This window comes from Nocardioides sp. JS614, from assembly GCF_000015265.1.
In the GTDB taxonomy this organism is placed as follows: Bacteria; Actinomycetota; Actinomycetes; order Propionibacteriales; family Nocardioidaceae; genus Nocardioides.
Genome location: NC_008699.1, coordinates 569,504 through 591,965, shown reverse-complemented (window position 1 = coordinate 591,965; position 22,462 = coordinate 569,504). Strand labels below are relative to the sequence as shown.

Annotated in this window: 29 protein-coding genes; 20 read left to right on the top strand and 9 right to left on the bottom strand. The window is 70.6% G+C overall.

Annotated features, from left to right (window positions below):
* Nucleotides 1-68 precede the first annotated feature (68 nt).
* The 14 genes from NOCA_RS04260 to NOCA_RS04195 all read left to right on the top strand — a co-directional run bounded on the left by NOCA_RS04260 (nt 69) and on the right by NOCA_RS04195 (nt 9,754).
* Nucleotides 69-248, top strand: coding sequence for a helix-turn-helix domain-containing protein (locus NOCA_RS04260; protein WP_011754053.1), 180 nt, complete (start codon nt 69-71; stop codon nt 246-248).
* A gap of 381 nt (nt 249-629) precedes the next feature.
* The gene (locus tag NOCA_RS04255) at nt 630-872 is read left to right on the top strand and encodes a hypothetical protein (RefSeq protein WP_041546154.1); all 243 of its coding nucleotides are present in this window, start codon (nt 630-632) and stop codon (nt 870-872) included.
* A gap of 522 nt (nt 873-1,394) precedes the next feature.
* A complete protein-coding gene (locus NOCA_RS27380; RefSeq protein ID WP_158305623.1) occupies nt 1,395-1,535 on the top strand; it encodes a hypothetical protein in 141 nt (46 codons plus the stop codon).
* The gene (locus NOCA_RS04250) at nt 1,532-1,729 is read left to right on the top strand and encodes a hypothetical protein (protein WP_041546152.1); all 198 of its coding nucleotides are present in this window, start codon (nt 1,532-1,534) and stop codon (nt 1,727-1,729) included. Before NOCA_RS27380 ends, NOCA_RS04250 begins: the two co-directional genes overlap by 4 nt.
* Before the next feature lie 321 nt (nt 1,730-2,050).
* Nucleotides 2,051-2,422: a hypothetical protein gene (locus tag NOCA_RS04240; protein ID WP_011754049.1), complete on the top strand. Its 372-nt coding sequence runs from the start codon at nt 2,051-2,053 to the stop codon at nt 2,420-2,422.
* Nucleotides 2,422-2,670, top strand: a complete 249-nt coding sequence (locus NOCA_RS04235; protein WP_041546146.1) for a hypothetical protein — start codon at nt 2,422-2,424, stop codon at nt 2,668-2,670. Before NOCA_RS04240 ends, NOCA_RS04235 begins: the two co-directional genes overlap by 1 nt.
* Nucleotides 2,671-2,802: 132 nt before the next feature.
* The gene (locus NOCA_RS04230; RefSeq protein ID WP_011754048.1) at nt 2,803-3,240 is read left to right on the top strand and encodes a hypothetical protein; all 438 of its coding nucleotides are present in this window, start codon (nt 2,803-2,805) and stop codon (nt 3,238-3,240) included.
* Complete coding sequence (locus tag NOCA_RS04225; RefSeq protein ID WP_011754047.1) at nt 3,237-4,766, top strand: hypothetical protein; 1,530 nt, start codon at nt 3,237-3,239, stop codon at nt 4,764-4,766. The genes NOCA_RS04230 and NOCA_RS04225 overlap by 4 nt, the downstream gene beginning before the upstream one ends.
* A gap of 84 nt (nt 4,767-4,850) precedes the next feature.
* Nucleotides 4,851-5,537 carry a hypothetical protein gene (locus NOCA_RS04220; RefSeq protein WP_041546145.1) on the top strand — a complete coding sequence of 229 codons (687 nt, stop codon included), beginning with the start codon at nt 4,851-4,853 and terminating at the stop codon, nt 5,535-5,537.
* A 2-nt stretch (nt 5,538-5,539) separates the two neighbouring features.
* Nucleotides 5,540-5,935, top strand: coding sequence for a helix-turn-helix domain-containing protein (locus NOCA_RS04215; protein ID WP_158305622.1), 396 nt, complete (start codon nt 5,540-5,542; stop codon nt 5,933-5,935).
* Nucleotides 5,932-6,267, top strand: coding sequence for a hypothetical protein (locus NOCA_RS04210; RefSeq protein WP_011754044.1), 336 nt, complete (start codon nt 5,932-5,934; stop codon nt 6,265-6,267). The genes NOCA_RS04215 and NOCA_RS04210 overlap by 4 nt, the downstream gene beginning before the upstream one ends.
* A gap of 6 nt (nt 6,268-6,273) precedes the next feature.
* On the top strand, nt 6,274-6,510 hold the full coding sequence (locus tag NOCA_RS04205) for a hypothetical protein (protein ID WP_011754043.1): 237 nt from the start codon (nt 6,274-6,276) through the stop codon (nt 6,508-6,510).
* An 85-nt stretch (nt 6,511-6,595) separates the two neighbouring features.
* A complete protein-coding gene (locus NOCA_RS04200; protein WP_011754042.1) occupies nt 6,596-9,505 on the top strand; it encodes a phage tail tape measure protein in 2,910 nt (969 codons plus the stop codon).
* 15 nt (nt 9,506-9,520) lie between these two features.
* On the top strand, nt 9,521-9,754 hold the full coding sequence (locus NOCA_RS04195) for a hypothetical protein (protein WP_011754041.1): 234 nt from the start codon (nt 9,521-9,523) through the stop codon (nt 9,752-9,754).
* Between the two features lie 152 nt (nt 9,755-9,906).
* On the opposite strand, the gene NOCA_RS04190 is transcribed toward NOCA_RS04195, so the two are convergent.
* From NOCA_RS04190 to NOCA_RS27375, 5 genes are all read right to left on the bottom strand, one after another.
* Entirely contained in the window at nt 9,907-10,143 is a 237-nt protein-coding gene (locus NOCA_RS04190; RefSeq protein ID WP_011754040.1) for a helix-turn-helix domain-containing protein, read from the bottom strand.
* Between the two features lie 135 nt (nt 10,144-10,278).
* Complete coding sequence (locus tag NOCA_RS04185; RefSeq protein WP_041546143.1) at nt 10,279-10,476, bottom strand: hypothetical protein; 198 nt, start codon at nt 10,474-10,476, stop codon at nt 10,279-10,281.
* A 67-nt stretch (nt 10,477-10,543) separates the two neighbouring features.
* Nucleotides 10,544-10,738: a hypothetical protein gene (locus tag NOCA_RS04180; protein WP_011754039.1), complete on the bottom strand. Its 195-nt coding sequence runs from the start codon at nt 10,736-10,738 to the stop codon at nt 10,544-10,546.
* Entirely contained in the window at nt 10,735-11,274 is a 540-nt protein-coding gene (locus NOCA_RS04175) for a hypothetical protein (RefSeq protein WP_011754038.1), read from the bottom strand. The genes NOCA_RS04180 and NOCA_RS04175 overlap by 4 nt, the downstream gene beginning before the upstream one ends.
* 147 nt (nt 11,275-11,421) lie before the next feature.
* Nucleotides 11,422-11,583 carry a hypothetical protein gene (locus NOCA_RS27375; RefSeq protein ID WP_158305621.1) on the bottom strand — a complete coding sequence of 54 codons (162 nt, stop codon included), beginning with the start codon at nt 11,581-11,583 and terminating at the stop codon, nt 11,422-11,424.
* A gap of 252 nt (nt 11,584-11,835) precedes the next feature.
* On the opposite strand from NOCA_RS27375, the gene NOCA_RS04170 reads away from it, so the two are divergent.
* Genes NOCA_RS04170 through NOCA_RS04155 form a run of 4 tightly spaced genes read left to right on the top strand, consistent with a single transcriptional unit; the run spans nt 11,836 to nt 15,264 of the window.
* The gene (locus tag NOCA_RS04170) at nt 11,836-12,750 is read left to right on the top strand and encodes a ribokinase (RefSeq protein ID WP_011754037.1); all 915 of its coding nucleotides are present in this window, start codon (nt 11,836-11,838) and stop codon (nt 12,748-12,750) included.
* A gap of 46 nt (nt 12,751-12,796) precedes the next feature.
* The gene (gene deoC, locus NOCA_RS04165; RefSeq protein ID WP_011754036.1) at nt 12,797-13,492 is read left to right on the top strand and encodes a deoxyribose-phosphate aldolase; all 696 of its coding nucleotides are present in this window, start codon (nt 12,797-12,799) and stop codon (nt 13,490-13,492) included.
* The gene (locus tag NOCA_RS04160) at nt 13,492-14,256 is read left to right on the top strand and encodes a GntR family transcriptional regulator (protein WP_011754035.1); all 765 of its coding nucleotides are present in this window, start codon (nt 13,492-13,494) and stop codon (nt 14,254-14,256) included. The genes deoC and NOCA_RS04160 overlap by 1 nt, the downstream gene beginning before the upstream one ends.
* Nucleotides 14,257-14,274: 18 nt before the next feature.
* The gene (locus NOCA_RS04155; RefSeq protein ID WP_011754034.1) at nt 14,275-15,264 is read left to right on the top strand and encodes a nucleoside hydrolase; all 990 of its coding nucleotides are present in this window, start codon (nt 14,275-14,277) and stop codon (nt 15,262-15,264) included.
* A 13-nt stretch (nt 15,265-15,277) separates the two neighbouring features.
* Here the strand turns inward: NOCA_RS04155 and NOCA_RS04150 are convergent, their stop codons facing one another.
* The 4 genes from NOCA_RS04150 to NOCA_RS04135 are packed head-to-tail and all read right to left on the bottom strand — an operon-like array spanning nt 15,278 to nt 19,045.
* Nucleotides 15,278-16,297, bottom strand: a complete 1,020-nt coding sequence (locus NOCA_RS04150; protein ID WP_011754033.1) for a sulfate/molybdate ABC transporter ATP-binding protein — start codon at nt 16,295-16,297, stop codon at nt 15,278-15,280.
* A gap of 15 nt (nt 16,298-16,312) precedes the next feature.
* Complete coding sequence (locus tag NOCA_RS04145; protein WP_011754032.1) at nt 16,313-17,134, bottom strand: sulfate ABC transporter permease; 822 nt, start codon at nt 17,132-17,134, stop codon at nt 16,313-16,315.
* Complete coding sequence (gene cysT / locus NOCA_RS04140) at nt 17,127-18,008, bottom strand: sulfate ABC transporter permease subunit CysT (RefSeq protein WP_011754031.1); 882 nt, start codon at nt 18,006-18,008, stop codon at nt 17,127-17,129. Before cysT ends, NOCA_RS04145 begins: the two co-directional genes overlap by 8 nt.
* Nucleotides 18,008-19,045, bottom strand: coding sequence for a sulfate ABC transporter substrate-binding protein (locus tag NOCA_RS04135; RefSeq protein ID WP_011754030.1), 1,038 nt, complete (start codon nt 19,043-19,045; stop codon nt 18,008-18,010). The genes cysT and NOCA_RS04135 overlap by 1 nt, the downstream gene beginning before the upstream one ends.
* A gap of 319 nt (nt 19,046-19,364) precedes the next feature.
* Between NOCA_RS04135 and NOCA_RS04130 the strand changes: the two genes are divergently transcribed.
* Together NOCA_RS04130 and NOCA_RS04125 are read left to right on the top strand one after the other, a co-directional pair.
* Complete coding sequence (locus NOCA_RS04130) at nt 19,365-21,347, top strand: 2-oxoacid:acceptor oxidoreductase subunit alpha (protein ID WP_011754029.1); 1,983 nt, start codon at nt 19,365-19,367, stop codon at nt 21,345-21,347.
* The gene (locus tag NOCA_RS04125; protein WP_011754028.1) at nt 21,344-22,459 is read left to right on the top strand and encodes a 2-oxoacid:ferredoxin oxidoreductase subunit beta; all 1,116 of its coding nucleotides are present in this window, start codon (nt 21,344-21,346) and stop codon (nt 22,457-22,459) included. Before NOCA_RS04130 ends, NOCA_RS04125 begins: the two co-directional genes overlap by 4 nt.
* The last annotated feature ends 3 nt before the right edge of the window (nt 22,460-22,462 follow it).

Sequence of the window (22,462 nt, the reverse complement as noted above, 5' to 3'; positions counted from 1 at the left end):
TTAATTGCTGTCATGTCAACGGTGAATGAGGATGGGATCCAGGGAACTCCCGACGAGAGGAGATGGGAATGCCCGACTACCTCACTACCGCTGAGGTCGCCGACATCCTGCGCACACCGGTCGAGACCGTGAGATTCTGGCGGCACGCGCACAAGGGGCCGAAGTCGTTCAAGGTCGGCCGCCGCGTCCTCTACGCCCGCGAGGACGTTGAGCGGTTCATCGCCGAGGCGCGCGGGACGACCGGCTGATGGCTCATTCTGCGGGCGACATCCGGCCCGCCGCCACTGCGGTTCCGTCCGCACACCGGTCCCCAGGCCTCGAGCGTGTCGCTGACTCCTGGCCTGCGGCCGACGTGTCCGCCGCCGCGTTCCACATGCACGCCCTCGGCATGTCGGAGTCGGTCAGCGCCCTCGCACTGCGGACCCTGGCCGCTCGCGGGGTACGCAATGTACGCGCCTACGTCGCGCCCTGGACCGCCGATGACGCCTCCCGCTGGACCCAGCGAGCCAACGAGGTCCAGTGCGACGCGGAACGGGCCGCATGCCACCTGAAGATTGGTCATCACCAGGATCCGTTGATCCGGGGTCTCCGACGACGTGTCGCACGATGGCCGTGGCGCACGTCGACGGGTGGCGATCGCGGTGTCTGAGCCGCGGCGTCAAGGCTCCGGGCCGGCGGACGACGTACGTGCTCAGATCGACCGCCTCGGCCGCCTGATGCAGGACGAAGGCGATCCGTTCGTCGCCGCCGTCGGGGCCGAGATCTCGGAAGTGGCGACCATGCGCCCTCGGACTGACGGCACCGAGTTCGCCCGGCTCGCGTACTTGGCGCTCGTCTGGGCTCTCGGTGAGATCGAAGGGCGTGAGGACTGAGTGGGCGCCGGCAACGTCAAGGCGGTGCTGACTGACTGGTCCGCGCACGTCCGCGACCCAGCGTTCCGGGTGCTCGTCGCGATCGCGCTTACGACGAAGGACGACGACGACCCGCCCGTGTTCTGGGGTGGGCTCGAGCTGCTCGCGGCAGCGCTCGGTCGAAGGGCACCGCTGACCGACGCGGACCTGCGTGCGGTCGGTCGCGCGATGGGCCAGCTCCGGAAGGCCGGCGCGATCGTGAGGGTTCAGCACTCGGCACCCGGGAAGGCGCCACGCCATGAGCTCCGGATCAAGCCCTCAACACCGGACGCGGCGCGACTTGTGAATCAAGGGTCTACGCCGGACGCCCGGCGTCCTGTGAATAACGGTGAACACAGGACGCGTGGTGGTTATTCACAGGACGCGCCACGACCGAACACAGGACGCCCCGCGTCCGACAGAGGAGTACTAGGAACCACTGAGGAAGGCGCATCGCATCCGCCGTCCGTAAGTACAGGAGGGCGCTCACGCGAGGTCGTCGACGTGACGATCGTCGACGCTGCACTGCACCGGTTCGAGCCGGTCAGCCATCGCCCGAGTCGATGCAGCATCTGCGATCGGGCCGCGGCCGATCCGCGCCACGCCACGCCGTCGATCGAACTCCACGAGGCGGTGAACACGTGAGCGCGGAGCCGCACCTTGAGCGCGCCGAGTACGTCGGCGCACTCGCCGCACTCGCCGACGCCGAGCGCGTCATCGAGGACTTGGTCGAGCTCGGCGAGGGCCGGACGGTCGTCGCCGTCGACGAGTACTCGTTCCTTGCCAGGCGTGCGCTCGTCCTCGTTCGTGCCTGCTCTGAGTTCGAGAGGAGCCGCTGAGATGTCCATTCCGATCGACAGCACCGACGCACGGGAGCTGCGCGAGCTCGAGGAGGCCCGGGCGGCTGACGAGGACGAGAAGGGGATGCGGACTCCGCATGCCCCTGGCGGCGAGCACGACGACCGCTGCCGTGGCGGCTGGCTCGGCGAGGACGACGAGGCGCGCCCGATCCCGTGCCCGGTCTGCCGCCCTTGGCTCGCTCACGGCGTCTGCCGGACCTGTGGCGCGCCGTTCCAGGCATGCGAGAGCCTCCGCTCGATTCGCCGGGGCCCATGCTGCGACCACTGCGACCACGCTCGCCATCACCGAGGGGGCCAGTCGTGACCGTCCCCGCACCGCCGGATCTCGCGGCATGGTTCCGCCACCGTGACGGGTGCGCCGGTCCTGCCGTGTTCGTGATCGAGCACGCCGATGGGCATCCCGGACTGGTGTGCCGTGGTTGCGGTCGCAGCGTGACCTTTCGCGGCGGCACCTTCGCGGACGCGGCGCGCCGAGTGCTGCGCCGCTATGCGCACGAGGTCGCCCACGCGGCCGAGGACGCGCAGGCGAAGGCCCTCGCCGAGTGCATGGACTGCGGCGCTCCGCTGCCGGTGCATCGCATGGACCGGCCCGGCGTCCCACTCTGTGCTGCCGACCGGGTCCGGCGCGAGCAGCTGAAGCTCGCCCGGCGGGGGTCGAAGGGATCCCGGTGATGAGCACCGTCGATCACGGCCTCGGCCTGAATCTCGGCGACCTCGATCTGCTCGACGATGAGTTCGAGCACGCGGTGTGCCAGGTCTGCCAGCCAGCTCGTGCGCACCGCGGGGCGGCGTACGTCGCCCTGTGTGGTCGCCGGATGGTCGCCTTCAAGCTCACGGTCGCGCCGGAGTACAACCCCTGCCCGGACTGCTCGGCCGCGCTCCATCGGCCCTGCGCCGGCTGCGGGGGGCGGTTCGAGTGAGCGGCGCACTGAGCTTCGTAGGGGCGGGGGCCCGGCACGACGGGTCCGGGGTGAGGCCGAATGACCGCCGCCGTCGCCTTTCCCCCACCGGGCCGCAGCGTTGTTACGTAACAGGCCGGGGAGGTGAACGCGGTGTCTGTCGACCGGACGTGTGAGGAGTGCGGGACGCCCTTCGTCGCCAAGACCAAGCGCGGCCGGTTCTGCGGCGCGGCGTGCCGGGTGCGCGCGAACCGCCGGCCGACGAAGACGGGGCGCGCAGTCACGGCGGCGGCGCAGTCCGGGGAGCGCCCGGCACCTCGGGTGGGTGCCGCCGACGGTGGCCTCGAGGCTCAGATCCGTTCGAGCCTGGAGAGCGCCGGCGCGATGCAGACCGTCGCCGGCACGGCCGCGCTGCTGCTGGCGCGCCAGATCGGCAGTGGACAGGACTCGGGCTCGGCGGTCGCGACGATGACAAGGGAGCTCTCGCGCCTGATGGGCGAAGCCCGCGCCGAGGCCGCCCCCAAGCAGCGAGATGGTGCTGACGACGTGATGGCCCGGGTGGCCGCGAAGATTCAGGAGCTCGTTCGATGAGGCTGCTTGACGACCCGGACGCCCTGGTCCAGCCGTCGTTCTACCACTGCCCGGACTACGTCGTGACGATCGGCCCCGAGGTCGCCGACCTGGTCCAGCTGTTCGGCCGCACCGCGAACCCGGAGCAGCGGCTTCTGCTCGACGGCTCGTTCGGCATGGACCGCCGCGGTCGGCTCGCCGCTTTCGAGGTCTTCGTCGAGGCCGCGCGGCAGAACCTGAAGACCGGGTTCTTCGAGTTCCGGGCGCTCGGCAAGGCGCTGCTGCTGCACCGGCCGATGCAGATCTGGACCGCGCACAAGGAGTCCGCGACCGACCAGGCGTTGCTCGACCTCAAGCAGATGATCGAGGAGTCGGCCGAGCTCTCCAAGCGCGTGAAGCGGATCACTGAGGGCAAGGGCGGCAAGTCGATCGAGTTCACCAACCGGTGCACGATCGTGTTCCGGCCACGGACCGGTAAGGCCGGCCAGTCGATGTCCGCCGACGACGTCGACCTGGACGAGTACTTCGCCGTCGAGGCCAAGCACGAGGGCTCGCTGCTGCCGACGATGTCCACTCGGCCCAATGCCCAGGTGGGCGCCGCGTCGTCCGCGCCGCACCTCGGCAGCCACATGCAGCGCGCGTTGATGGCCCGCGGCAGGATGGCCGCCCTCGGTCTGCGCATCGAGCCCCGGCTGCTCTACGCCGAGTGGTCGCCGATCCGGGTGATCGGGGAGAAGCCCGACGGCTCACCGCGGTTCGGGCCGCCGCCGTGTGCGCAGCCGAAGTGCACGCACCGGCTCGGCGTGGAGGGCTGCATCGCCGACGACCGCGAGGTCATCAAGCTGGCCAACCCCAGCGCCGGGCGGTCGAGCAAACCGGCGATCAGCTGGGAGTTCATCGCCGACGAGCGGCGCAAGCTGTGCAGCCCCGAGGCGCCTGAGGAGTCCTTGGACGAGTACTTCAAGGAGCGGCTGAGCATCGGGGTCGAGGAGGTTGGCCTCGAAGCGTCGATCTTCCCGACCTGGCCGGGGTTGAAGCAGGCGCCGCCGGCTCCGCTCGAGGTGCTCGCCCTGGGCGTGGCGTGCGACAACGACCAGACGGTGCTCTCGCTCGGAGCCGCGTGCAAGGGCCACGCGCACACGCATCTGGCTGTCGTGGATCGCCGCGCGGCCACCGAGCGCAAGGGGTTCGCGGAGAACGTCGCGCGGATCCAGCGCGAGCGCAGTTGCGCGGTCCTGATCCGGGGTAAGAACTTCATGATCGACGACCTGATCGAGGCCGGCGTCACACTGCGCCTGGTCGACGCCGATGAGCGAGCACAGAGCCATGCCGACCTGGCCACCGCGATCGAGACCAACGCCCTCGAGCACGGCGACTACCCCGAGCTCAACGCTGCGGTGGAGGTCGCACAGTGGCAGGTCCTCGACAACCGTCGCAGCCTCGACTCCCGCCGCGGCGAGATCAGCGCTCTCGAGTCTGTCGCGCTCGCGCTGCGCGGCGCAACGAAGCCCAACCCGACCGTCGAACCGTTCGCGATCTGGGGCTGAAAGCCCACCCGAGGAAGGCCACCGACCATGAGCACGAACCCCCCGCCGCATCAGCCGTGCCCCGCAGCTTCGCCTACCGATCAGGTGGTCGATGAGCGCGCGCTTGCGCTCGCGTTCCACGAGAGCGGCCATGCAGTCGCCGCGGTCTGCCTGGGCAACGCGGTCGAGGCGGTGACGATCGCGGGCGGGCGTACCCATGCCGGCCTGACGCTGTGGTGGTCCGAAACCACTGACGAGGCCCGAGCCCTGCTCAAGAGCGGCGGGCGGGATGCCGACCGCGATCTCTTCCTCCGCGCCCGAGGCCGACTCGAGCAGGACGTGATGATCACTCTCGCGGGTGACGTGGCTGAAGCGCTGGGGCGCCTGGAGGCCCGCTGGCTCGCGACCACTCGACGCGGCGAGCTGCGCAAGTCACACGCCGGCACCGTGCAGCGCGCACCCGTCCTCGAGCGCCACGTCGAGGCGCTCGCGGGTCGCGACGAGGATCGTGTCCACGCGCGCGAGCGGGCCGCCAGCGAAGCCGACGACCACCAGGAGGCCGGCCTCGACCCGGGCAGTGACGAAGCGGCGGCCTGGGCGGGAATTCTGGCCCTCAACCCCGACCACGATCCGCGGACCCTGGGCGCTCACCTCGCCTACCTGCGCGCCGCCACTCGCACCCTGCTCGAGCGGGAGTGGGAGGCCGTCGAGGCACTGGCCGGCGCGCTGGTGGAGCATGAGACGCTGTCCGGCCTGGCCGCGACCCTGATCATCGGCGCCCACCGATCATGATCGTGGTCCTCGATGATGACCCGACGACCGTCGCGCAACTGACCGCCGCGCTGACCGGCTACGTGCGCCAGCTGCGGCGCAACGGCGGCTATCCGGCGCCCGACCTGCTCCTGTTGATGCGGTCAGTTCAGGCCAGGAGCGGCCAGGAGCGGCCAAAGCTCGCGCCGGGTGCTCGGCCGTCGCACAGTGATTCCGAACCGGCCGACGGGGCCGGCGCGGGACCGGAGGTGATCGGGTTGACGTACGGACAGACCGCCCAGCGGCTCGGCATCAGCGAGCGCACGGTCCGACGCCGCGTGACCTCGGGCGAGCTGCCGGTGATCCGGTTGGGTGCCCGTGTGGCCCGGATCCCGGCATCCGCTGTGGACGCACTCGCCGAGCAGGGGAAGGTGTCATGAGCTTCGAGGAGGACCGGGCCCGCGACCGGGTGCGGGAGGCGGCGAACGCCGGCTACCTGAGCAACTGGGCCGCTGCGCGCGAGCGCTTCGAGCAGGCAACGCGCGAGTGGGAAGCGGCCGCCCGGGAGTACCGCGACGCGTACCACCGGATCGCCGACCGCAACCCCCTGCTCGACGAGTTCGGGCTGACCACCGGCGAGGTCGCGCCGTTGGGCGCCCGCGACCAGGCAGTGCTCGACGCCGCCGAGCACCTGGAGGCGCAGGCCTGGGCTCGACGACAGGCCGCAGCGACCGCGTTCGAGCGCGCCGACGACTTCAGCCACCCGTGGTGATGTGACATGGCCGTGACCGAGGACATGACCCGCGTACGCCAGATCTTCGATGAGGCGATGGCCGAGACGTTCGACGCGCTGTTCAAGGCGCCCGACGCCGTGGCTGTCGTCGCCGCGGTGGCTCAGGGGGACCTGGCGATCGTGATCACCGGGAGCACCCTGCACGTGGTCTCGGTGACACCGCTCAGCCCGGCGCCGGCGGCGGCGGCGGACGACGACTACAGGCCCGGGATGTATCTGTGATGTCCCGCACCGCCACCGACCTGACCCGAGGGGGGCAGTAGTCATCGCAGGGCCCATCAGGATTTCGATACTCAGCAACGGGCGTATGGCTCGTGCGGACATCACCCGCACCAGCGGCACGGTGTCACGGCTCGGTCGCACAGCCAGCCGCACCGGCCGATTGCTCGGCGCGGCCTTCGCCGTGGGCAGCATCGCGCGCGCCGCGGTGGCCGTCGGCAAGGTCGGCGCTGGCTACGTCGACTCGCTGAACAAGATCCAGGCGTTGACCGGCTCCACGGACGCGTCTCTGAGCCGCATTGCAAGGCGCCTGGAGTCGCAGGCCTCGGTGTACGCGAAGTTCGGCCAGACCACCGGCGACGCCGCGGCCGGCATGGTCGAGCTGACCAAGTCCGGGCTGTCGGCCCGGAAGGCCCTCGGCGCCATCCGGGGAACCATGATTCTCGCCAAGGCCGGTGAGCTCGAGGTGGCCGACGCTTCCGAGCTCGTCGCCAACACCTTGAACACCTTCTCCCTGAAGGCTTCGAAGGCCAGCAAGATCGCCAACGGCCTGGCCAACGCGGCGAACATCAGCTCGGCCAACGTCACCGACCTGGCAGAGTCGTTCAAGTACGCGGCGCCCCTGGCGGCCAAGGCAGGCCTGCCCCTCGACCAGGTCAACGCGATCCTCGCCGAGCTGTCGAACTCCGGGATCAAGGCGTCCCAGGCCGGCACCAGCCTGCGTGGCATCCTGCTGGCCCTCCAGGCTCCGTCCACGGCCGGCGCGACCGCGCTGGAGGACCTCGGCGTGCGGGTGTACGACGCGCGAGGTCGGATGCGCGACTTCGGTGACCTGCTCGAGGACCTGCGCAAGGGCCTCGGTCGGCTCAGTGACGAGGGCCGGAACTCTGCGCTGAAGTCGATCTTCGGCCGCAACGCGATCACCGGCGCCCAGGTGCTGCTCAAGGGCGGTCGGCAGGCGCTCGACGAGTACACCGCCGGGGTCCGTAGGGCGGGTGCGGCTCAGGCGCTCGCGGAGTCGTCCTCGCGCGGCCTGGCCGGCACGATCAACCAGATCAAGGCCGCCGCCACGTCGACGGCACAGGCGCTCTACCGCATCTACTCCCCGGTCATCGACCGGGCGCTGCGCACAGCCCTGGAGTTCGCGACCAAGCACAAGAAGGTCCTCATCCCTGCGTTGGCCGGTGCCGCCGCGGCCGCGGCCGGTGCCGCCGCCGCCCTCGGAGCCATCGCCCTCGTGACCAGCCCGACCGCCCTCGCAGTCAGTGCCGTGGTCGGCCTGGGAGCAGCGGTCTCGGTGGCCTACAAGCGCAGCGAGACGTTCCGCAACGCCGTCGCGGCGACCGCGGACGCGCTCCGGAGCTTCGGCGGCTACCTCCAGGGCACCGTGCTGCCGGCCGTCACCCGTACCGCCCGCGAGATCGCCCAGCGGCTCCAGCCTGTGCTCGCCCAGGCCGGCCAGACCTTCCGCAGCGACATCGCCCCCGCGCTCGCCCAGGTCGCGGCGCAGTTCCGAGAGTGGCAGCCGACGATCCGCCGCGTTGCCGAGACCGCCGGGCGGCTCACCGCTCAGGTGCTGATCTTCCAGGCCAAGCTCAGCGGCAAGGTGATCCCGGTCCTGATCCGGCTCGGCGGGATCATGGCGCGCACCAACATCCCCGTGGCCCTGCGGCTCGCCGACGCGCTCGTCAAGCTGACCGCCGCGAACATGCGAACCGGAGCCGCGATGCTCGCGGCCGGGCAGAAGGCGGCCCGGTTCGCTGCTGCTGTCCGCTCCAAGTTCAACGATGCGATCGCGTTCATGACGACCGTCCCCGGTCGCATCAAGGGCGCCCTGGGCGACCTGAGCAACATCCTGTACGCCGCCGGCCGCTCGGTCATCTCTGGACTGATCTCCGGCATCGTCGACAAGGCCCAGGACCTGTGGAACACGCTCGCCGGGATCACGTCGAAGATCCCGCTCCACAAGGGCCCACCGGCTCGGGACCGCAAGCTGCTGCGCGGCACCGGCCGGCTGATCATGGCGGGGCTGATCCGGGGTATCGACGACGGCTCGGAGGGCATCAAGCGGGCGCTCGAGCGGATCACGCAACTGATCCAGAAGAGGCTCGACGGGAAGAAGCAGGCCGACCGGCGCAAGTCGCTGCTCAAGAGCCTCAAGGACGAGGGCGCCGCGCTGCGGGCGAACGGGAAGCTGCAGGACGCCGTGGCCCGGGCGCTGGAGAAGGCCACGAGCCGGTACAAGGACCTGATCCGGACCTCGCGGGAGTACGCCGCCAGCGTCAAGGCCGGATTCCAGTCCTACGGCAGCGTGGTCGGCCTGGGCACCACCGGGGGCGGCACCGCGGTGACCCTGCCGGCGTTGCTCTCCCAGCTGGCCGCCCGTGCGAGCGTGGCCGACCAGTTCACCGCGATCATCGAGAAGCTGAAGAGCCGGCTGAACAAGACCTCGCTCAAGCAGCTGCTCGACCAGGCCGCCCAGGGCGACCTCGAGGGCGCGCTGGCGACCGCGCAGGCGATCGCGTCGGGCGGCCCGGCCGCGGTGGCCCAGATCAACGCACTGACCGCGCAGATCGGCAAGGCCGGCGGCAAGCTCGGCGACTCGGCGGCCGCGTCCCTGTTCGCCGCCGGCATCCGCGCGGCCGAGGGCTTCGCGAAGGGCCTCAAGCGACAGGAGCGGCGGCTCGACCAGACCGCCGACCGGATGGCCGACCGGCTGGTCGACAGGATCCGCACGCAGCTCGGCATCGGGAAGACCTCGGCGCCGCGCACGCCCGCGCCCCGGTTCAGCGCGTCCGACACCTACGCCGGCCGGACCCCGGCGTACGACGCCTACATGCGCCAGGCCGCCCGGCCGAGCTCCGGCGGTGACGTGCACATCACGCTGAACGTCCAGGCGCCGGTCGGCTCCAGTAGCCAGGACATCGGTCGGACCCTGACCAAGCACCTCGACGCCTACTTCGGTGCTGGCGGACGCCGGCACACACGCTGGGCCTGACCACGAAGGAGTCACATGCCGTACCCCCAGAACCACCCGCTTCGAGAAGTGTTGGCCGAGTATCGGAACACGATCACGAACATCTTGTTCGAGGACGAGATGACGGGCGACATCGAGCTCGACCCAGCGGAGGCCTTCGCGATCCTGCTGAAGAGCACCTACTTCTACGCCTTTGCCATCGAGGACCTGATGGACCAGGCGGATTTCGACCCGGCAAAGGTCGTACCGCGCACGGTCGACGAGATCTAGCAAATGGGAGAAGAGGTCCCGAACCCGAACTCCACCCGTCGACGGCGCGAGGGCCGGGACCGGACCGAGTTGGTCGCGAAGTGACCAACTCGAAACAGGCTGTCAACCGATGGGGTACGTCTGGCGTACCCCCAGGGGGGTGATCGGCGGCTCTACGCGTCGTCGAGCCCGTCGAACCACGCCTGCAGGTCTTCGATGCGGTAGAGCTCCCGGCCGCCGCGCGGAGCGGTCTTCTTCGCCTTCAGCGCACCCGTGTTCTTCACCCGGCTGATGGTGGCCGGCGAGACCCCGCACGCCACGGCGGCCTGCTGGCGCGTGAGGAACAGTCGGATCGGGGCGCCCTGGACGCTGATGAACGGCGTGAGCTGCTTCTTCGGAGTGGTGGTCATGGCGCGAGCACAGCAGATCCTCAGGGGTCGTCGCCAAGCCCCTGAGGGGGTCCGCCGAACGGACACCCCTACCGGCGACGGGCCAGAGCGCCCCCGGCCGAAGCCAGGGGCGCCCCGGGGGCCACTACTTCGCTGTCAGGCGTTCTCCGTAGTGCTCGTGTCCGCGAACACGTCGGCGAGGAACAGATCGGCCACCTCGGCCCGCCGAGCCGCACTCAGGTTGGCGTCGATGAGCAGCAGCCGCCGTTGCGGCACCCACAACGCCCCTTCGTCGAGGTCGCCGACCTCCCTCACCCGTGCACCCAGCATCATCAGCGGTGCGAACACCTCCATAGCGCCGCCGCTCACGGGTCAGCCCTCAACGGGGCGCGCTCGGGGGCCTGCGCGGGCGTCAGGCGGGTCATGCCGCACCGGCCATGTGCTTGCCGATGGCCTCGGTGATCGCCTTGATCGTGGTGTAGTCCACCTCACAGATCGCCGCCAGGTCGCGCAAGGTCAACCTCTGCGCCTTCCGCGCCTGCCGGATCACGACTCCCGTGCGGTCGCGGAGAGCCTCTTTCGGAACCCTCCGAGCCGCGAGGCGGTCCGCGCTCACCGGTGCGCCTCCAGCCACGCCGCCACTGCCTCGTCATGCGTCGGCAGGAACGTCGCCTCGATGGTGTCGTCGAACCTCAGGGACACGGTCCCGACGCGACCGGCCGCGGCCTCCGCGGCGAGGACTCCCCGATCGATGCCGTACCGCTCCGCGGCCTCGTCGATGGTCAGAAAGCCCTCGGCCTCACGAAGGGCGAGGGCATCGAGCAGGCGAGGCGCCGGGGCCCGATCGGCGGACCCGGCCGGCGGCTGGTGGCTCATGCCCTGCTCCTCCAGCCAGCGCGCCGCCTCCTCCGCTGCCTGGGCGAGCGCGCGGAGCTGCTCCGGCGTACCGAAGTCGCTACGGTCCTCGAAGTCGATCGAGAGCGTCCGACCATCCGCGTCGTCGAGGCCCCAGGCGCGCAACCGCCCGCCGAAGGCCGGCCCCTGGTGCAGAGGCCCATCGCCGAGCTGCTCGTTGACCTCTTGGCTGTGGTCGTTGTCAATGCACCAGTCGGGGCATGTGGTGGTGCTCAGGCTCCGGGATGATTCGTTCATGATGTTGCCTCCTAGTTAGGCGATGTCTAGGCCTCGGCCCGGTGTTCCCGCACCGGCCGGGGCCGTTCTGTTGTGGGCGGTTCGCCCGACCGATCCGCATCCGTACGGATCGGCAGCTTCAGTGTCGACGTGAGCGCCGACGGTCGGTCAGGCACCCAGCCGTGCCGATGCGATGGCGCCACGGTCACGCAGCCAGTTCGACGACAGCAGGTAACGCGCCCGCTGGTCGTTGTCGCGGAAGTCCGCCATCAGGTCGAGCAGCTCGCGGAGCGCGTCAACGTCGGTCTGGTTCGGTCCGGTGTCAGGCAATGTCGGCTCACCCCCTTCCCGGTCCGCAGGGAGTCCGCAAGATGGCCGCAAGTGACCACCACGAACCAACGCGACCAACGGAGAGTTTGCAGGTCAGGGCACATAGCCACCGATTGCCACCGCTAGCCACTGAGCGGGGAGCGTTCCACCAACTACCGCTGAATCGCCGCGCCCTCCGCGCAGCACAGGCGAAGGTGGGCGCGCCTGGCGCCATATGTCTATAGTTGTCCATAGACACATGGGAGGTTCAGGATGCGTATCGCGGTGGTGGGGAGCTACGGGGTCGGCATGACCATGCGGATGCCGCGGCTGCCGGTGGCCGGCGAGACGCTGCTCGGTGGCGAGTACCGGTCCGGCCACGGCGGCAAGGGCTCCAACCAGGCGGTCGCGGCCAGCCGGCTCGGCGCGGAGGTCACCCTGCTCACCGCGGTCGGCGGCGACGCCATCGGGCGGGCCGCCCGCGATATGTGGGCCGCGGAGGGCGTCGACGCGACGGCGACGATCACCGCACCCGCAGCGACCATGGTCGGGATGATCCTCGTCGAGCCCAGCGGGGAGAACCGGATCGTGATCGCCACCGGCGCGCTGGACCACCTCACCCCCCGGCACGTGCAGGACTTCGCACCGCAGCTCGCGGCCGCTGACATCGCGGTCGTCTCGCTCGAGATCCCGATGGCGACGGCCGTCGCCGCCCTCCGGGCCGCGCACGAGGCTGGCACCCGCACGCTGCTCAATCCCGCCCCGGCCCAACCGATCCCCGACGAAGCCTGGTCGAACGTCGACCTGCTCACTCCGAACCGCACCGAGGCGGCGATCCTGCTCGGGCTGCCTCCCGACGCGGCCGGACCGGCCGAGGAGCTGGCCCGGCAGCTCCACGAGCGCGGCGGCGCCACGATCGTGCTGACCCTGGGCGCCGAGGGCGCCCTGATCTGTGACGCCGGCGGCCTCACCCCGGTGGCGGCCGTCCCTCCCGCCGAGGTGGTCGACACCACCGGTGCCGGCGACGCCTTCACCGCCGCCCTGGCCGTCGAGCTGGCCGGCGGCGGCTCGGTCCCGGGCGCCGTGGCGTTCGCAGCCCGGGTCGGCGCCTTCGCCGTCGCGCATCACGAGGTCTTCCCCGGTCTGCCGCGCCGGACCGACCTCGACACCGAACCCGACCTCACCTGACCGCAGGCCGGACCGCCCGCGCCCCAAGTTCCCCGGAAGGACACCGATGACCGAATACGCCTCGCTCACGCCAGCCGAGCTGGCCCCCTACATCCAGCACACCCTGATCGCGGTGGGGACCACCCGCGAGCAGACCATCGCGCACGCCCAGCAGTGCGTCGAGCACGGCTTCGACGCGGCGATGGTCGCGGGCTCGTGGGTCGGCCTCACCGCGGAGGTGCTCGCCGGCACCGGCATCACCGTGGCCTCCGCACTGGACTTCCCGACCGTCGGGGTGATGACCAGCGCCGGCAAGGCGGCCGAGGCCGCCGAGCTCGTCCGGCTCGGCGCGCGCGAGCTGGACATCGGGGTCCAGGTCGGCTGGCTCCGCAGCGGCGACCACGACGCCTTCCGCGAGGACATCGCCGGCGTCGTCCGCGCCGCGGGCGTCCCCGTCAAGGTGATGCTCGAGCTCCCCCTCCTCACCCCGTCCGAGCGCGATGCCGCGGTCGACCTCGCCTGCGAGGCGGGCGCGGCGTACCTGAAGAACGCGAGCAGCGGCGCGATCGAGGTCGCGAGCCCGGCGAGCATCCGCTACCTGGTCGACCGGGCACCCGCCGGCGTGCTGGTCAAGGCGTCCGGAGGGATCAAGAGCCGCGACCAGATCGTGGCCCTGCTCGAGGCCGGTGCCGCCAAGGTCGGCACCAGCGCCGGGGTCGAGGTCGTCACCGACTCAGCCGACGAGGACACCGAGAGCTACTGATGGCGGAGGACTTCGCGGAGGGATTGCCTGCGGGCCTGCACAGTGCTGCCCCAGGCACCCTTCACTCCAGGATCTCGGCCTGGTTGCGCGAACGGATCGCCACCGGCGCGTGGCCGCCCCACTACCGGCTCAAGCCCGAGCCGGAGCTCGCCGCGGCGCTCGGCGTGAGCCGGGGCACCCTGCGGCGCGCCCTGGCCACCCTGATCGCCGAGGGCGCCCTCGTGCAGGTCCGTGGCAAGGGCACCTTCGTTACCTCCACGCTCGTCGAGCCCGCCATCGCCCAGAAGCTGACCAGCCTGGCCGAGGACTTCGCCGACCAGGGCAGCCCGCTGAGCACCGAGGTGCTCGAGTGCCGACTGCTCACGCCGCCCGCGCCGGTCGCGGCCCTGCTGGACACGCCCGTCGGCCGCCCGATCCTGCACCTGGTGCGGCTGCGGAGCACCCCCGAGGGACCGGTCGCGCTGCTCGACAACTACGTCCGCACCGACCTTGCCCCCGGCCTGGAGGAGACCGACTTCACCGAGGCCACCCTGTTCGGGGCGCTCGCCAGCCGGCACGGCCTGCACATCGCGACCGGTCGTCGCACCTTCACCGCCACGCTCGCCGACCAGAAGCAGGCAGCGTTGCTAGATCTCGCGCCCGGCAGCCCGCTGCAGCACCTCGAGCAGGTGACCTACCTCGGCGACGGCTCGCCGATCGAGTACTCCGACGTCTGGATCCGCTCCGACCGGCTCCGCGTCACCTCCCTGCTGACCCGCCACTGACCTCCACAGGAGACCCTCGTGCCCGTCCCGTTCATCCTCGACACCGACACCGCGCAAGACGACTGCGTGGCCATCATCGCCGGGATCCTCGACCCCGAGGCCGACCTGCGGGCGCTCACGATGGTCGCCGGCAACGTCAGCTTCGACCAGCAGGTCCGCAACGCCCAGCTCACCTTGAACGCGCTCGGCCGGCTCGGCGAGGTGCCCATTCACCTCGGCTGCCGGCAGCCGATGGTCCTGCCGTGGGTATCGGCCGAGAACGTGCACAGCGACGGCTCCGGCGGGCTGGACATGGACTTCGCGGGCACCACGACGGAGGACGAGCACGCGGTCGACGCGTTGATCCGGATGACCGCCGAGGCGCCCGGCGAGATCTCGGTGGTGGCGATCGGTCCGCTCACGAACATCGCGATGGCCGCGGTCAAGGACCCCGCGTTCGTCCGCAACGTCCGGCACCTGGTGATCATGGGCGGCTCCAACAACGGCCGCGGCAACATCACCCCGGCGGCCGAGTTCAACCTCTACGTCGACCCCCACGCCGCCAAGGTGGTCTTCGAGGCCGGCTTCGACATCACCGTCGTGCCGTGGGCACCGCTGACACTCAACGACGCCGTGTTCAGCCGCGAGCAGCTCGCGGGCATCGAGTCGCTCGGTACGACACTGTCCCAGTTCTTCCTGCAGGTGTGCGGGCCCACGCTGGCCTTCGACGAAAGCGTGGGCATCCCGGGCACGACCCACCCCGACTCGCTCTCGGTGGCCGTGCTGCTGCATCCCGACCTGGTCCTCGATGCCGCGGAGTACCACGTCGCGGTCGAGGCCGACTCGGAGCTGACCCGCGGGTACTCGTCGATGTCGTGGGGCGTGCACGGCCTGGCTCCCAACGCCCGGGTGATCGAGCACATCGACGCCGTGGCGTTCCATCGCTACCTGACTGGACTCCTGGCCACTCCCACCGAGCCCACCGTTCCACTCCGGTTCGGCGCCCCGTTCACGGCTCGCCAGGGCTGACCCGACGTTCCACCTAGGCGGGGGTGGGCAACATGGCGGGGATGACGGCGGCACCCGAGGCCGGGGTGACCCACACCGGCGAACCGGCCTCGAGTCCGAGCTGACGCGCGTGGGCCCGGGTGAGCACCACGGTCACCTCGTCACCGTCGTCGGTCAGCACCGTCGCCCGGACCTCGAACCCGACCCGCAGCAGCCGCGACACCGTGCCCTCGGCCGCGCCGGAGAACTGCGGCGAGCGCGAGATGTGTACGTCGTGGGGGCGCAGCCGCACCCCGTTGAGGGTGGTGATGTCGCCCAGGAAGCCCATCACGAAGTCGTTCGCGGGCTCGTCGTAGAGCTGGTCGGGCGTACCGACCTGCTCCACCCGGCCCTCGTTGATCACCACGATCTCGTCGGCGACCTCCATCGCCTCCTCCTGGTCGTGGGTGACGAACACTGTCGTCACGTGCACCTCGTCGTGCAGGCGGCGCAGCCACCCCCGCAGCTCCTTGCGCACCTTCGCGTCCAGCGCTCCGAACGGCTCGTCCAGCAGGAGCACCGACGGCTCGACCGCCAGCGCCCGGGCCAGCGCCATCCGCTGGCGCTGGCCACCGGACAGCTGGGCGGGCAGCCGGTGGGCGAACTGCGTGAGGTGCACGAGCCGGAGCAGCTCGTCGACCTTGGCCTGGATGCGGTCTCGATCCGTACGCCGCCGGGGGGCCCACGGGGGCCGGAGCCCCCCGTGGGTCCGGATCTCGAGGCCGAACGCGACGTTCTTCGCCACGGTCAGGTGCTTGAAGACCGCGTAGTGCTGGAAGACGAAGCCGACGTTGCGCTTCTGGGGCGGCAGCCTGGTGGCGTCGACGCCCTCGATGCTGACGGTTCCCTCGTCGGCGGTGTCCAGGCCGGCGATGATCCGCAGCAGCGTGGACTTGCCGCCGCCGGACGGACCCAGCAGGGCGGTCAGCTGACCGGTGGGCAGCGACACGCTGACGTCGTCGAGGGCGACGAAGTCACCGAACCGCTTGGTGACTCCTGAGACTTCGATGCTCACGGGGGTTCCTCTCCTTCAGGGGCGGGGTCGGTGGGCGCGCCGGGGGCGCAGGACGGCGACGACGACCAGGCAGGCGATGCACACCAGGGCGAGCAGGAACGCGATCGCGTACGCCTCGGGCTGCTGGAAGTTCTGGTACTTCGCCTCGACCGCGAGGGTCGCGGTCTGGGTGCGGCCGGTGATGTTGCCGGAGACGATCTTCACGGCGCCGAACTCGCCGATCGACCGGGCCAGCGCGAGGACCACGCCGTACACGAGGGCCCACCTGATGCTCGGCAGGGTGATCCGCAGGAAGGTCTGCCGGGCGCCGGCACCGAGGCTGCGGGCCGCCTGCTCCTGATCGTCGCCGATCTCGGTGAGCACGGGGACCACCTCGCGGATGACCAGCGGCAGCGCGACGAAGCAGGTCGCCATGATCATGCCCGGGCTGTTGAAGATCACCTGCAGGCCGTTGTCCTCCAGGGTCGTGCCGAACCAGCCGTCGCGGCCGTTGTAGACCAGCACCAGGGCGAGCCCGACGACGACGGGAGACACCGAGAGCGGCAGGTCGATCAGCGCCGAGAGCACCCGCTTGCCCGGGAACTCGTAGCGCACCAGGAGGATCGAGACGGTCACCCCGAAGACCAGGTTGATGACCACCGCCCAGAACGCGACCACGGCGGTCAGCTGGAGCGCGGCGACCGCACGGTCGTCGGCGAGCATGTCGGTCAGGTTCCCCGGGCCGCCGTCGAACGTACGGCGTCCCAGCAGGCCGACCGGCCAGGCCACGAGGAAGAACACGTAGCCGGTGGCGAGCGCCCGCAGCAGCCAACGGGTGGGCGTGGAGACCTCAACCACGGCGGGCCACCCTTCGCTGGACGAGGTCGAGGGAGACGATCACGACCAACGCGACGGCCAGCATCACCGAGGCGACCGCGGCCGCCGAGGTGTTGCTGCCGTTCTCGATGAACGTGAGCACCCGCACCGACACGACCTCGGTCTGGAACGGACGGTTGCCGCTGAGCAGCACGAGGGACCCGTACTCCGAGATGGCGCGCGCGAACGACAGGGCCGCGCCGGCCGCGATCGCGGGGGCGAGGCTCGGCAGCACGATCCTGCGGACGACCGTCGCGCGACCTGCGCCGAGGGAGGCGGCAGCCTCCTCGACGTCGGCGTCGAGCTCCTCGAGCACCGGCTGCACGGTCCGGACGACGAACGGCAGGGTGACGAACGCGAGCGCGAGGCTCACCGCCCGCTCGGTGTTGGCCCAGTGCACCCCGATCGGGCTGCTCGGGCCGTACAACGAGAGCAGGAGCAGGCCGGCGACGACTGTCGGCATCGCGAACGGCACGTCGATGATGACGTCCAGCACCGAACGGCCCCAGAACCGGTCCCGGACCAGCACCCAGGCGATGACCGTGCCCATCACGACGTTGACCAGGGTCACGGCCAGGGACTGGGTGACCGTCAGCTTGATCGCCGCCCAGGTCTGGTCGTTCTGCAGCACCCGGAGGTAGCCGTCCCAGCCACCCGCGGACGCCGCCGCGACCACGGCGGCGAGCGGGATCAGCACCAGCAGGCTGAACCAGATCATGGAGATCCCGAGCCCGAGACCGGCGCCGGGGGTCAAGGTGTTGCGCCGAGCCGTACGACGGGCGCGCCGACGCCGGCGTCCCCCATGGGACGCCGGCTCGGCGCTGTCGCGCGGCCCCTCCAGGAGGGCAGTGGGCATTACTCCTCGCCCACCTTGCCGGTCTGCTGCTGCAGCTCGGTGATGATGCCGAGGGGGTGCCCCTCCTCGCCGTCACCGAAGTACTTGTCGGCTGCCTCACCCCAACCCCCGAAGTCGCCGTCGATCGTGAACAGCCGGTCGGGTGCGGGGAACGGGTCCGACGGATCGTTGGCGCCCTCGACCGCACCGATGTCGACGCCGTCGACGACCGGGCGGAAGCCCGACTGGGCGTAGTCGGCCTGCGCCTCCGGCGAGGTCATGAACTCGAGGAACGCCTGGGCGGTCTCGTCCGCGTCGACGGTGACGGCGGCCGGGTTCTCGATCAGCAGCGTGTCCGGCGGCAGCACGTAGTCGACGTCCGCGCCGCTCTGCTTGGCGAGGATCGCCTCGTTCTCGTAGGAGAGCAGCACATCGCCGGAGCCGTCGGTGAAGGCCGTGGTGGCCTCCCGGCCAGAGCCCGGGAGGGCGATCGTGTTGTCGAGCAGCCGGGTGAGGAACGACTTCGCGTCCTCAGCGCTGCCGCCGTTTCCGGTCACGTGCGCCCAGGCGGCCAGGATGTTCCAGCGGGCCGAGCCGGACGAGCCCGGGTTGGGCGTGATGATCTCGACGCCGGGCTTGACCAGGTCGTCCCAGGTCTGGATGTTCTCGGGGTTGCCCTTGCGGACCACGAACACGACGACCGACGACGTCGCGATGCCGTTGGTCGCATCGTCCTTCCAGTCCTCGGCCACCAGGCCCTCGTCGACGAGCCGGGTCACGTCGGTCTCGAGGGAGTAGTGCACGACGTCCGCGGCCGCGCCGGCCACGACGGCACGGCTCTGGTCACCGGAGGCGCCGTACGACGTCTCGAACCGAACCCCCTTGCCCTCCTCCGTGGCCGCGAAGTCGGCGAAGACGGGCTCGTTGGCCGCCTCCATCACCGAGAACGCGTTGACGTTGACGGTCTCGTCGGCGTCGCCGTCCGCAGAGGCGGAGCAGCCGGTCAAGGCAAGCACCCCGGCGAACGCGGCCGCCGCCACCTTGATCGAAGTCTTCATCTCGTCTCTTTCCCGCCTCCAAAAGAGGCGTGTCTCGATTATGACGAGCAGCCTACTCGACTTAAGAGACTTGACCGACATCTGGACCAGACGGGGCGATGTGGCACGGCTCACGGATCCACCGGCAGAGACGGGTTCGGCCGACCCGGGTCCGCGACTATCGTGGGAAGCCGCGCGACCCGACCAGATTCAACAAGAACTGGAACGTGTTCTAGTTCTGGTCGCGGCGCGAGTACGATCGGCGGGGTGCCGGAGGGCCGGTTCTCCCGCCGCGCAAGCGTGAGGCAACCAGGGAAGAACCAGGAAGTAGGCGCGCGCCGTGTCTGTTCAGCAGGGGAAGCAGGTCAAGCAGCTCGACCGGGTGATCATCCGGTTCGCGGGTGACTCCGGTGACGGCATGCAGCTGACCGGTGACCGGTTCACGCAGGAGTCGGCGGTGTTCGGCAACGACCTGGTGACGCTGCCGAACTTCCCGGCCGAGATCCGGGCGCCCCAGGGCACCCTGCCGGGCGTGTCGTCCTTCCAGGTGCACTTCGCCGACCACGACATCCTGACCGCGGGCGACGCACCCGACGTGCTGGTCGCGATGAACCCGGCGGCGCTGAAGGCCAACCTGGGCGACCTGCCGAAGGGTGCCGCGATCATCGTCGACACCCACGACTTCACCTCCCGCAACCTGGCCAAGGCGGGGTATGCGACCAACCCGCTGGACGTGTTGGGCGACGTGAACGACCCGCTCGGGGCGTTCGCCGTGCACGCGGTGGACCTGACCGGGATGACGATCGAGGCGGTCAAGGAGTTCGGGCTCTCGCGCAAGGACGCGGCGCGCGCGAAGAACATGTTCGCGCTGGGGCTGCTGTCCTGGATGTACGGGCGGCCCACCGAGCCGACGATCACGTTCCTCGAGAAGCGGTTCGCGAAGGTCGCCGACATCCGCGACGCCAACATCGCGGCCTTCAAGGCGGGCTGGAACTTCGGTGAGACCACCGAGACCTTCGTGGTCCAGTACGAGATCAAGCCCGCGCCGATGGCGCCCGGCACCTACCGCAACATCACCGGGAACCTGGCGCTGGCCTACGGGCTGGTGGCCGGCGGCGTCCAGTCCGGGCTGCCGGTGTTCCTGGGTTCCTACCCGATCACCCCGGCCTCGGACATCCTCCACGAGCTCTCCAAGCACAAGGCGTTCGGAGTGACCACCTTCCAGGCCGAGGACGAGATCGCCGGTGTCGGCTCGGCGATCGGCGCGTCGTTCGCCGGCTCGCTGGCGGTCACCACCACCTCCGGGCCGGGGATCGCGTTGAAGTCCGAGGCGATCGGCCTGGCGGTGATGACCGAGCTGCCGCTCGTGGTCGTCGACGTCCAGCGCGGCGGACCCTCGACCGGACTGCCGACCAAGACCGAGCAGGCCGACCTGCTGCAGGCCATGTTCGGCCGCAACGGCGAAGCCCCGGTGCCGATCGTGGCGCCCCGTTCACCCGGGGACTGCTTCGACGCCGCGCTGGAGGCGTGCCGGATCGCGGTGACCTACCGGACCCCGGTGATGCTGCTCTCCGACGGCTACCTGGCCAACGGGTCCGAGCCCTGGCGGATCCCCGAGCTCGCCGACCTGCCCACCATCGACCCGGCCTTCGCCTCGCCCGCGGCGGAGGGTGACACGTTCCAGCCCTACTCCCGCGACCCCGAGACCCTGGCCCGCCCGTGGGCACCGCCGGGGACCGCGGGGCTCGAGCACCGGATCGGCGGCCTGGAGAAGGCCGACATCACCGGCAACATCTCCTACGACCCGGCCAACCACGACTTCATGGTCCGCACCCGCCAGGCCAAGGTCGACCGGATCGCCGAGTCGCTGCCGCCGCTGGAGGTCGACGACCCCTCCGCCGAGGATGGGCAGGGTGCCAAGGTCGTCGTCCTGGGCTGGGGCTCGACGTACGGGCCGATCGGCGCCGGCGTCCGCCGGGTCCGCAAGGCCGGCTACCGCGTCGCGCAGGTCCACCTGCGCCACCTCAACCCGTTCCCCAAGGACCTCGGCGAGATCCTCGCGCGCTACGACAAGGTGCTGGTCCCCGAGATGAACCTCGGCCAGCTCTCCCTGCTGATCCGCGCCAAGTACCTCGTCGACGCCGTCGGCTACAACCAGGTCCGCGGCCTGCCGCTCAAGGCCGCCGAGGTCGCCCAGGCCATCGGCGAGCTCATCTCCCAGGCCGAGGGCATCCAGGTCGACCTGACCGACACCACCACCGCCGACACCACCGCGGGCAGCACCGCGAGCACGGCCGTGTCCACCGAGGAGGCGCTGTCATGACCACCGACCTCAACTTCCCGGGCCTGCGCTCGGGCGTCGAGCTGGTCCCGACCACCGACCAGTCGCAGACCGGCAAGGACTACACCTCCGACCAGGAGGTGCGCTGGTGCCCCGGCTGCGGTGACTACGCGGTGCTCAAGGCCGTGCAGGGGTTCCTGCCCGACCTGGGGCTGCGCCGGGAGAACATCGTCTTCATCTCCGGCATCGGCTGCTCCAGCCGCTTCCCCTACTACCTCGACACCTACGGGATGCACTCCATCCACGGCCGGGCCCCCTCGATCGCGACCGGCATCGCCACCGCCCGGGAGGACCTCTCCGTGTGGGTGGTCACCGGTGACGGCGACGCGCTGTCCATCGGCGGCAACCACCTGATCCACGCCCTGCGCCGCAACGTGAACATGACGATCCTGCTGTTCAACAACCGCATCTACGGGCTGACCAAGGGGCAGTACTCCCCCACCTCCGAGGCCGGCAAGATCACCAAGTCCACCCCGATGGGCTCCCTGGACCACCCGTTCAACCCGGTCTCGCTCGCGCTCGGCGCCGAGGGCAGCTTCGTCGCCCGCACCATCGACTCCGACCGCAAGCACCTGACCTCGGTGCTCTCCGCGGCCGCCGCCCACCGGGGTACGTCGTTCGTGGAGATCTACCAGAACTGCCCGATCTTCAACGACGGCGCCTTCGACGCCTTGAAGTCCCCCGACACCAAGGCCGATGCGATCATCCCGCTGGTCCACGGCGAGCCGATCCGGTTCGGCGCCCCCGACAGCAACGGCCTGGGCACCAAGGGCCTGATCCGCGACGTCGGACCTGGGGGGACCGGCGGCGTCAAGATCGTCGACCTGGCCGACCTCGGCGATGCGGCCGAGGACAAGGTGCTGGTCCACGACGCCTACAACCCCGACCCGTCCACGGCGTTCGCGATCTCCCGGCTCACCGACTCCGGCTACCTCCACCAGTCCCCGATCGGCATCTTCCGCCAGGTCGAGCGACCCACGTACGACGACCAGGCCCGCGCCCAGGTCAGCGAGGCGAAGGCCGCGCACCCCGGCGACCGCTCCGAGCGCCTCGCCGCCCTGATCGGCGGCGGCGACACCTGGACCGTCGTCTGACGG

Coding starts and splice junctions, on each gene's coding strand:
- NOCA_RS04160 (WP_011754035.1), top strand. CDS start 13,492: ATGGCGGAGGACTTCGCGGAGGGATTGCCTGCGGGCCTGCACAGTGCT.
- NOCA_RS04190 (WP_011754040.1), bottom strand. CDS start 10,143: ATGACCACCACTCCGAAGAAGCAGCTCACGCCGTTCATCAGCGTCCAG.
- NOCA_RS04200 (WP_011754042.1), top strand. CDS start 6,596: ATGGCTCGTGCGGACATCACCCGCACCAGCGGCACGGTGTCACGGCTC.
- NOCA_RS04135 (WP_011754030.1), bottom strand. CDS start 19,045: ATGAAGACTTCGATCAAGGTGGCGGCGGCCGCGTTCGCCGGGGTGCTT.
- NOCA_RS04235 (WP_041546146.1), top strand. CDS start 2,422: ATGAGCACCGTCGATCACGGCCTCGGCCTGAATCTCGGCGACCTCGAT.
- NOCA_RS04170 (WP_011754037.1), top strand. CDS start 11,836: ATGCGTATCGCGGTGGTGGGGAGCTACGGGGTCGGCATGACCATGCGG.
- NOCA_RS04205 (WP_011754043.1), top strand. CDS start 6,274: ATGGCCGTGACCGAGGACATGACCCGCGTACGCCAGATCTTCGATGAG.
- NOCA_RS04185 (WP_041546143.1), bottom strand. CDS start 10,476: ATGGAGGTGTTCGCACCGCTGATGATGCTGGGTGCACGGGTGAGGGAG.
- NOCA_RS04225 (WP_011754047.1), top strand. CDS start 3,237: ATGAGGCTGCTTGACGACCCGGACGCCCTGGTCCAGCCGTCGTTCTAC.
- NOCA_RS04210 (WP_011754044.1), top strand. CDS start 5,932: ATGAGCTTCGAGGAGGACCGGGCCCGCGACCGGGTGCGGGAGGCGGCG.
- NOCA_RS04175 (WP_011754038.1), bottom strand. CDS start 11,274: ATGAACGAATCATCCCGGAGCCTGAGCACCACCACATGCCCCGACTGG.
- NOCA_RS04260 (WP_011754053.1), top strand. CDS start 69: ATGCCCGACTACCTCACTACCGCTGAGGTCGCCGACATCCTGCGCACA.
- NOCA_RS04195 (WP_011754041.1), top strand. CDS start 9,521: ATGCCGTACCCCCAGAACCACCCGCTTCGAGAAGTGTTGGCCGAGTAT.
- deoC (WP_011754036.1), top strand. CDS start 12,797: ATGACCGAATACGCCTCGCTCACGCCAGCCGAGCTGGCCCCCTACATC.
- NOCA_RS04125 (WP_011754028.1), top strand. CDS start 21,344: ATGACCACCGACCTCAACTTCCCGGGCCTGCGCTCGGGCGTCGAGCTG.
- cysT (WP_011754031.1), bottom strand. CDS start 18,008: ATGCCCACTGCCCTCCTGGAGGGGCCGCGCGACAGCGCCGAGCCGGCG.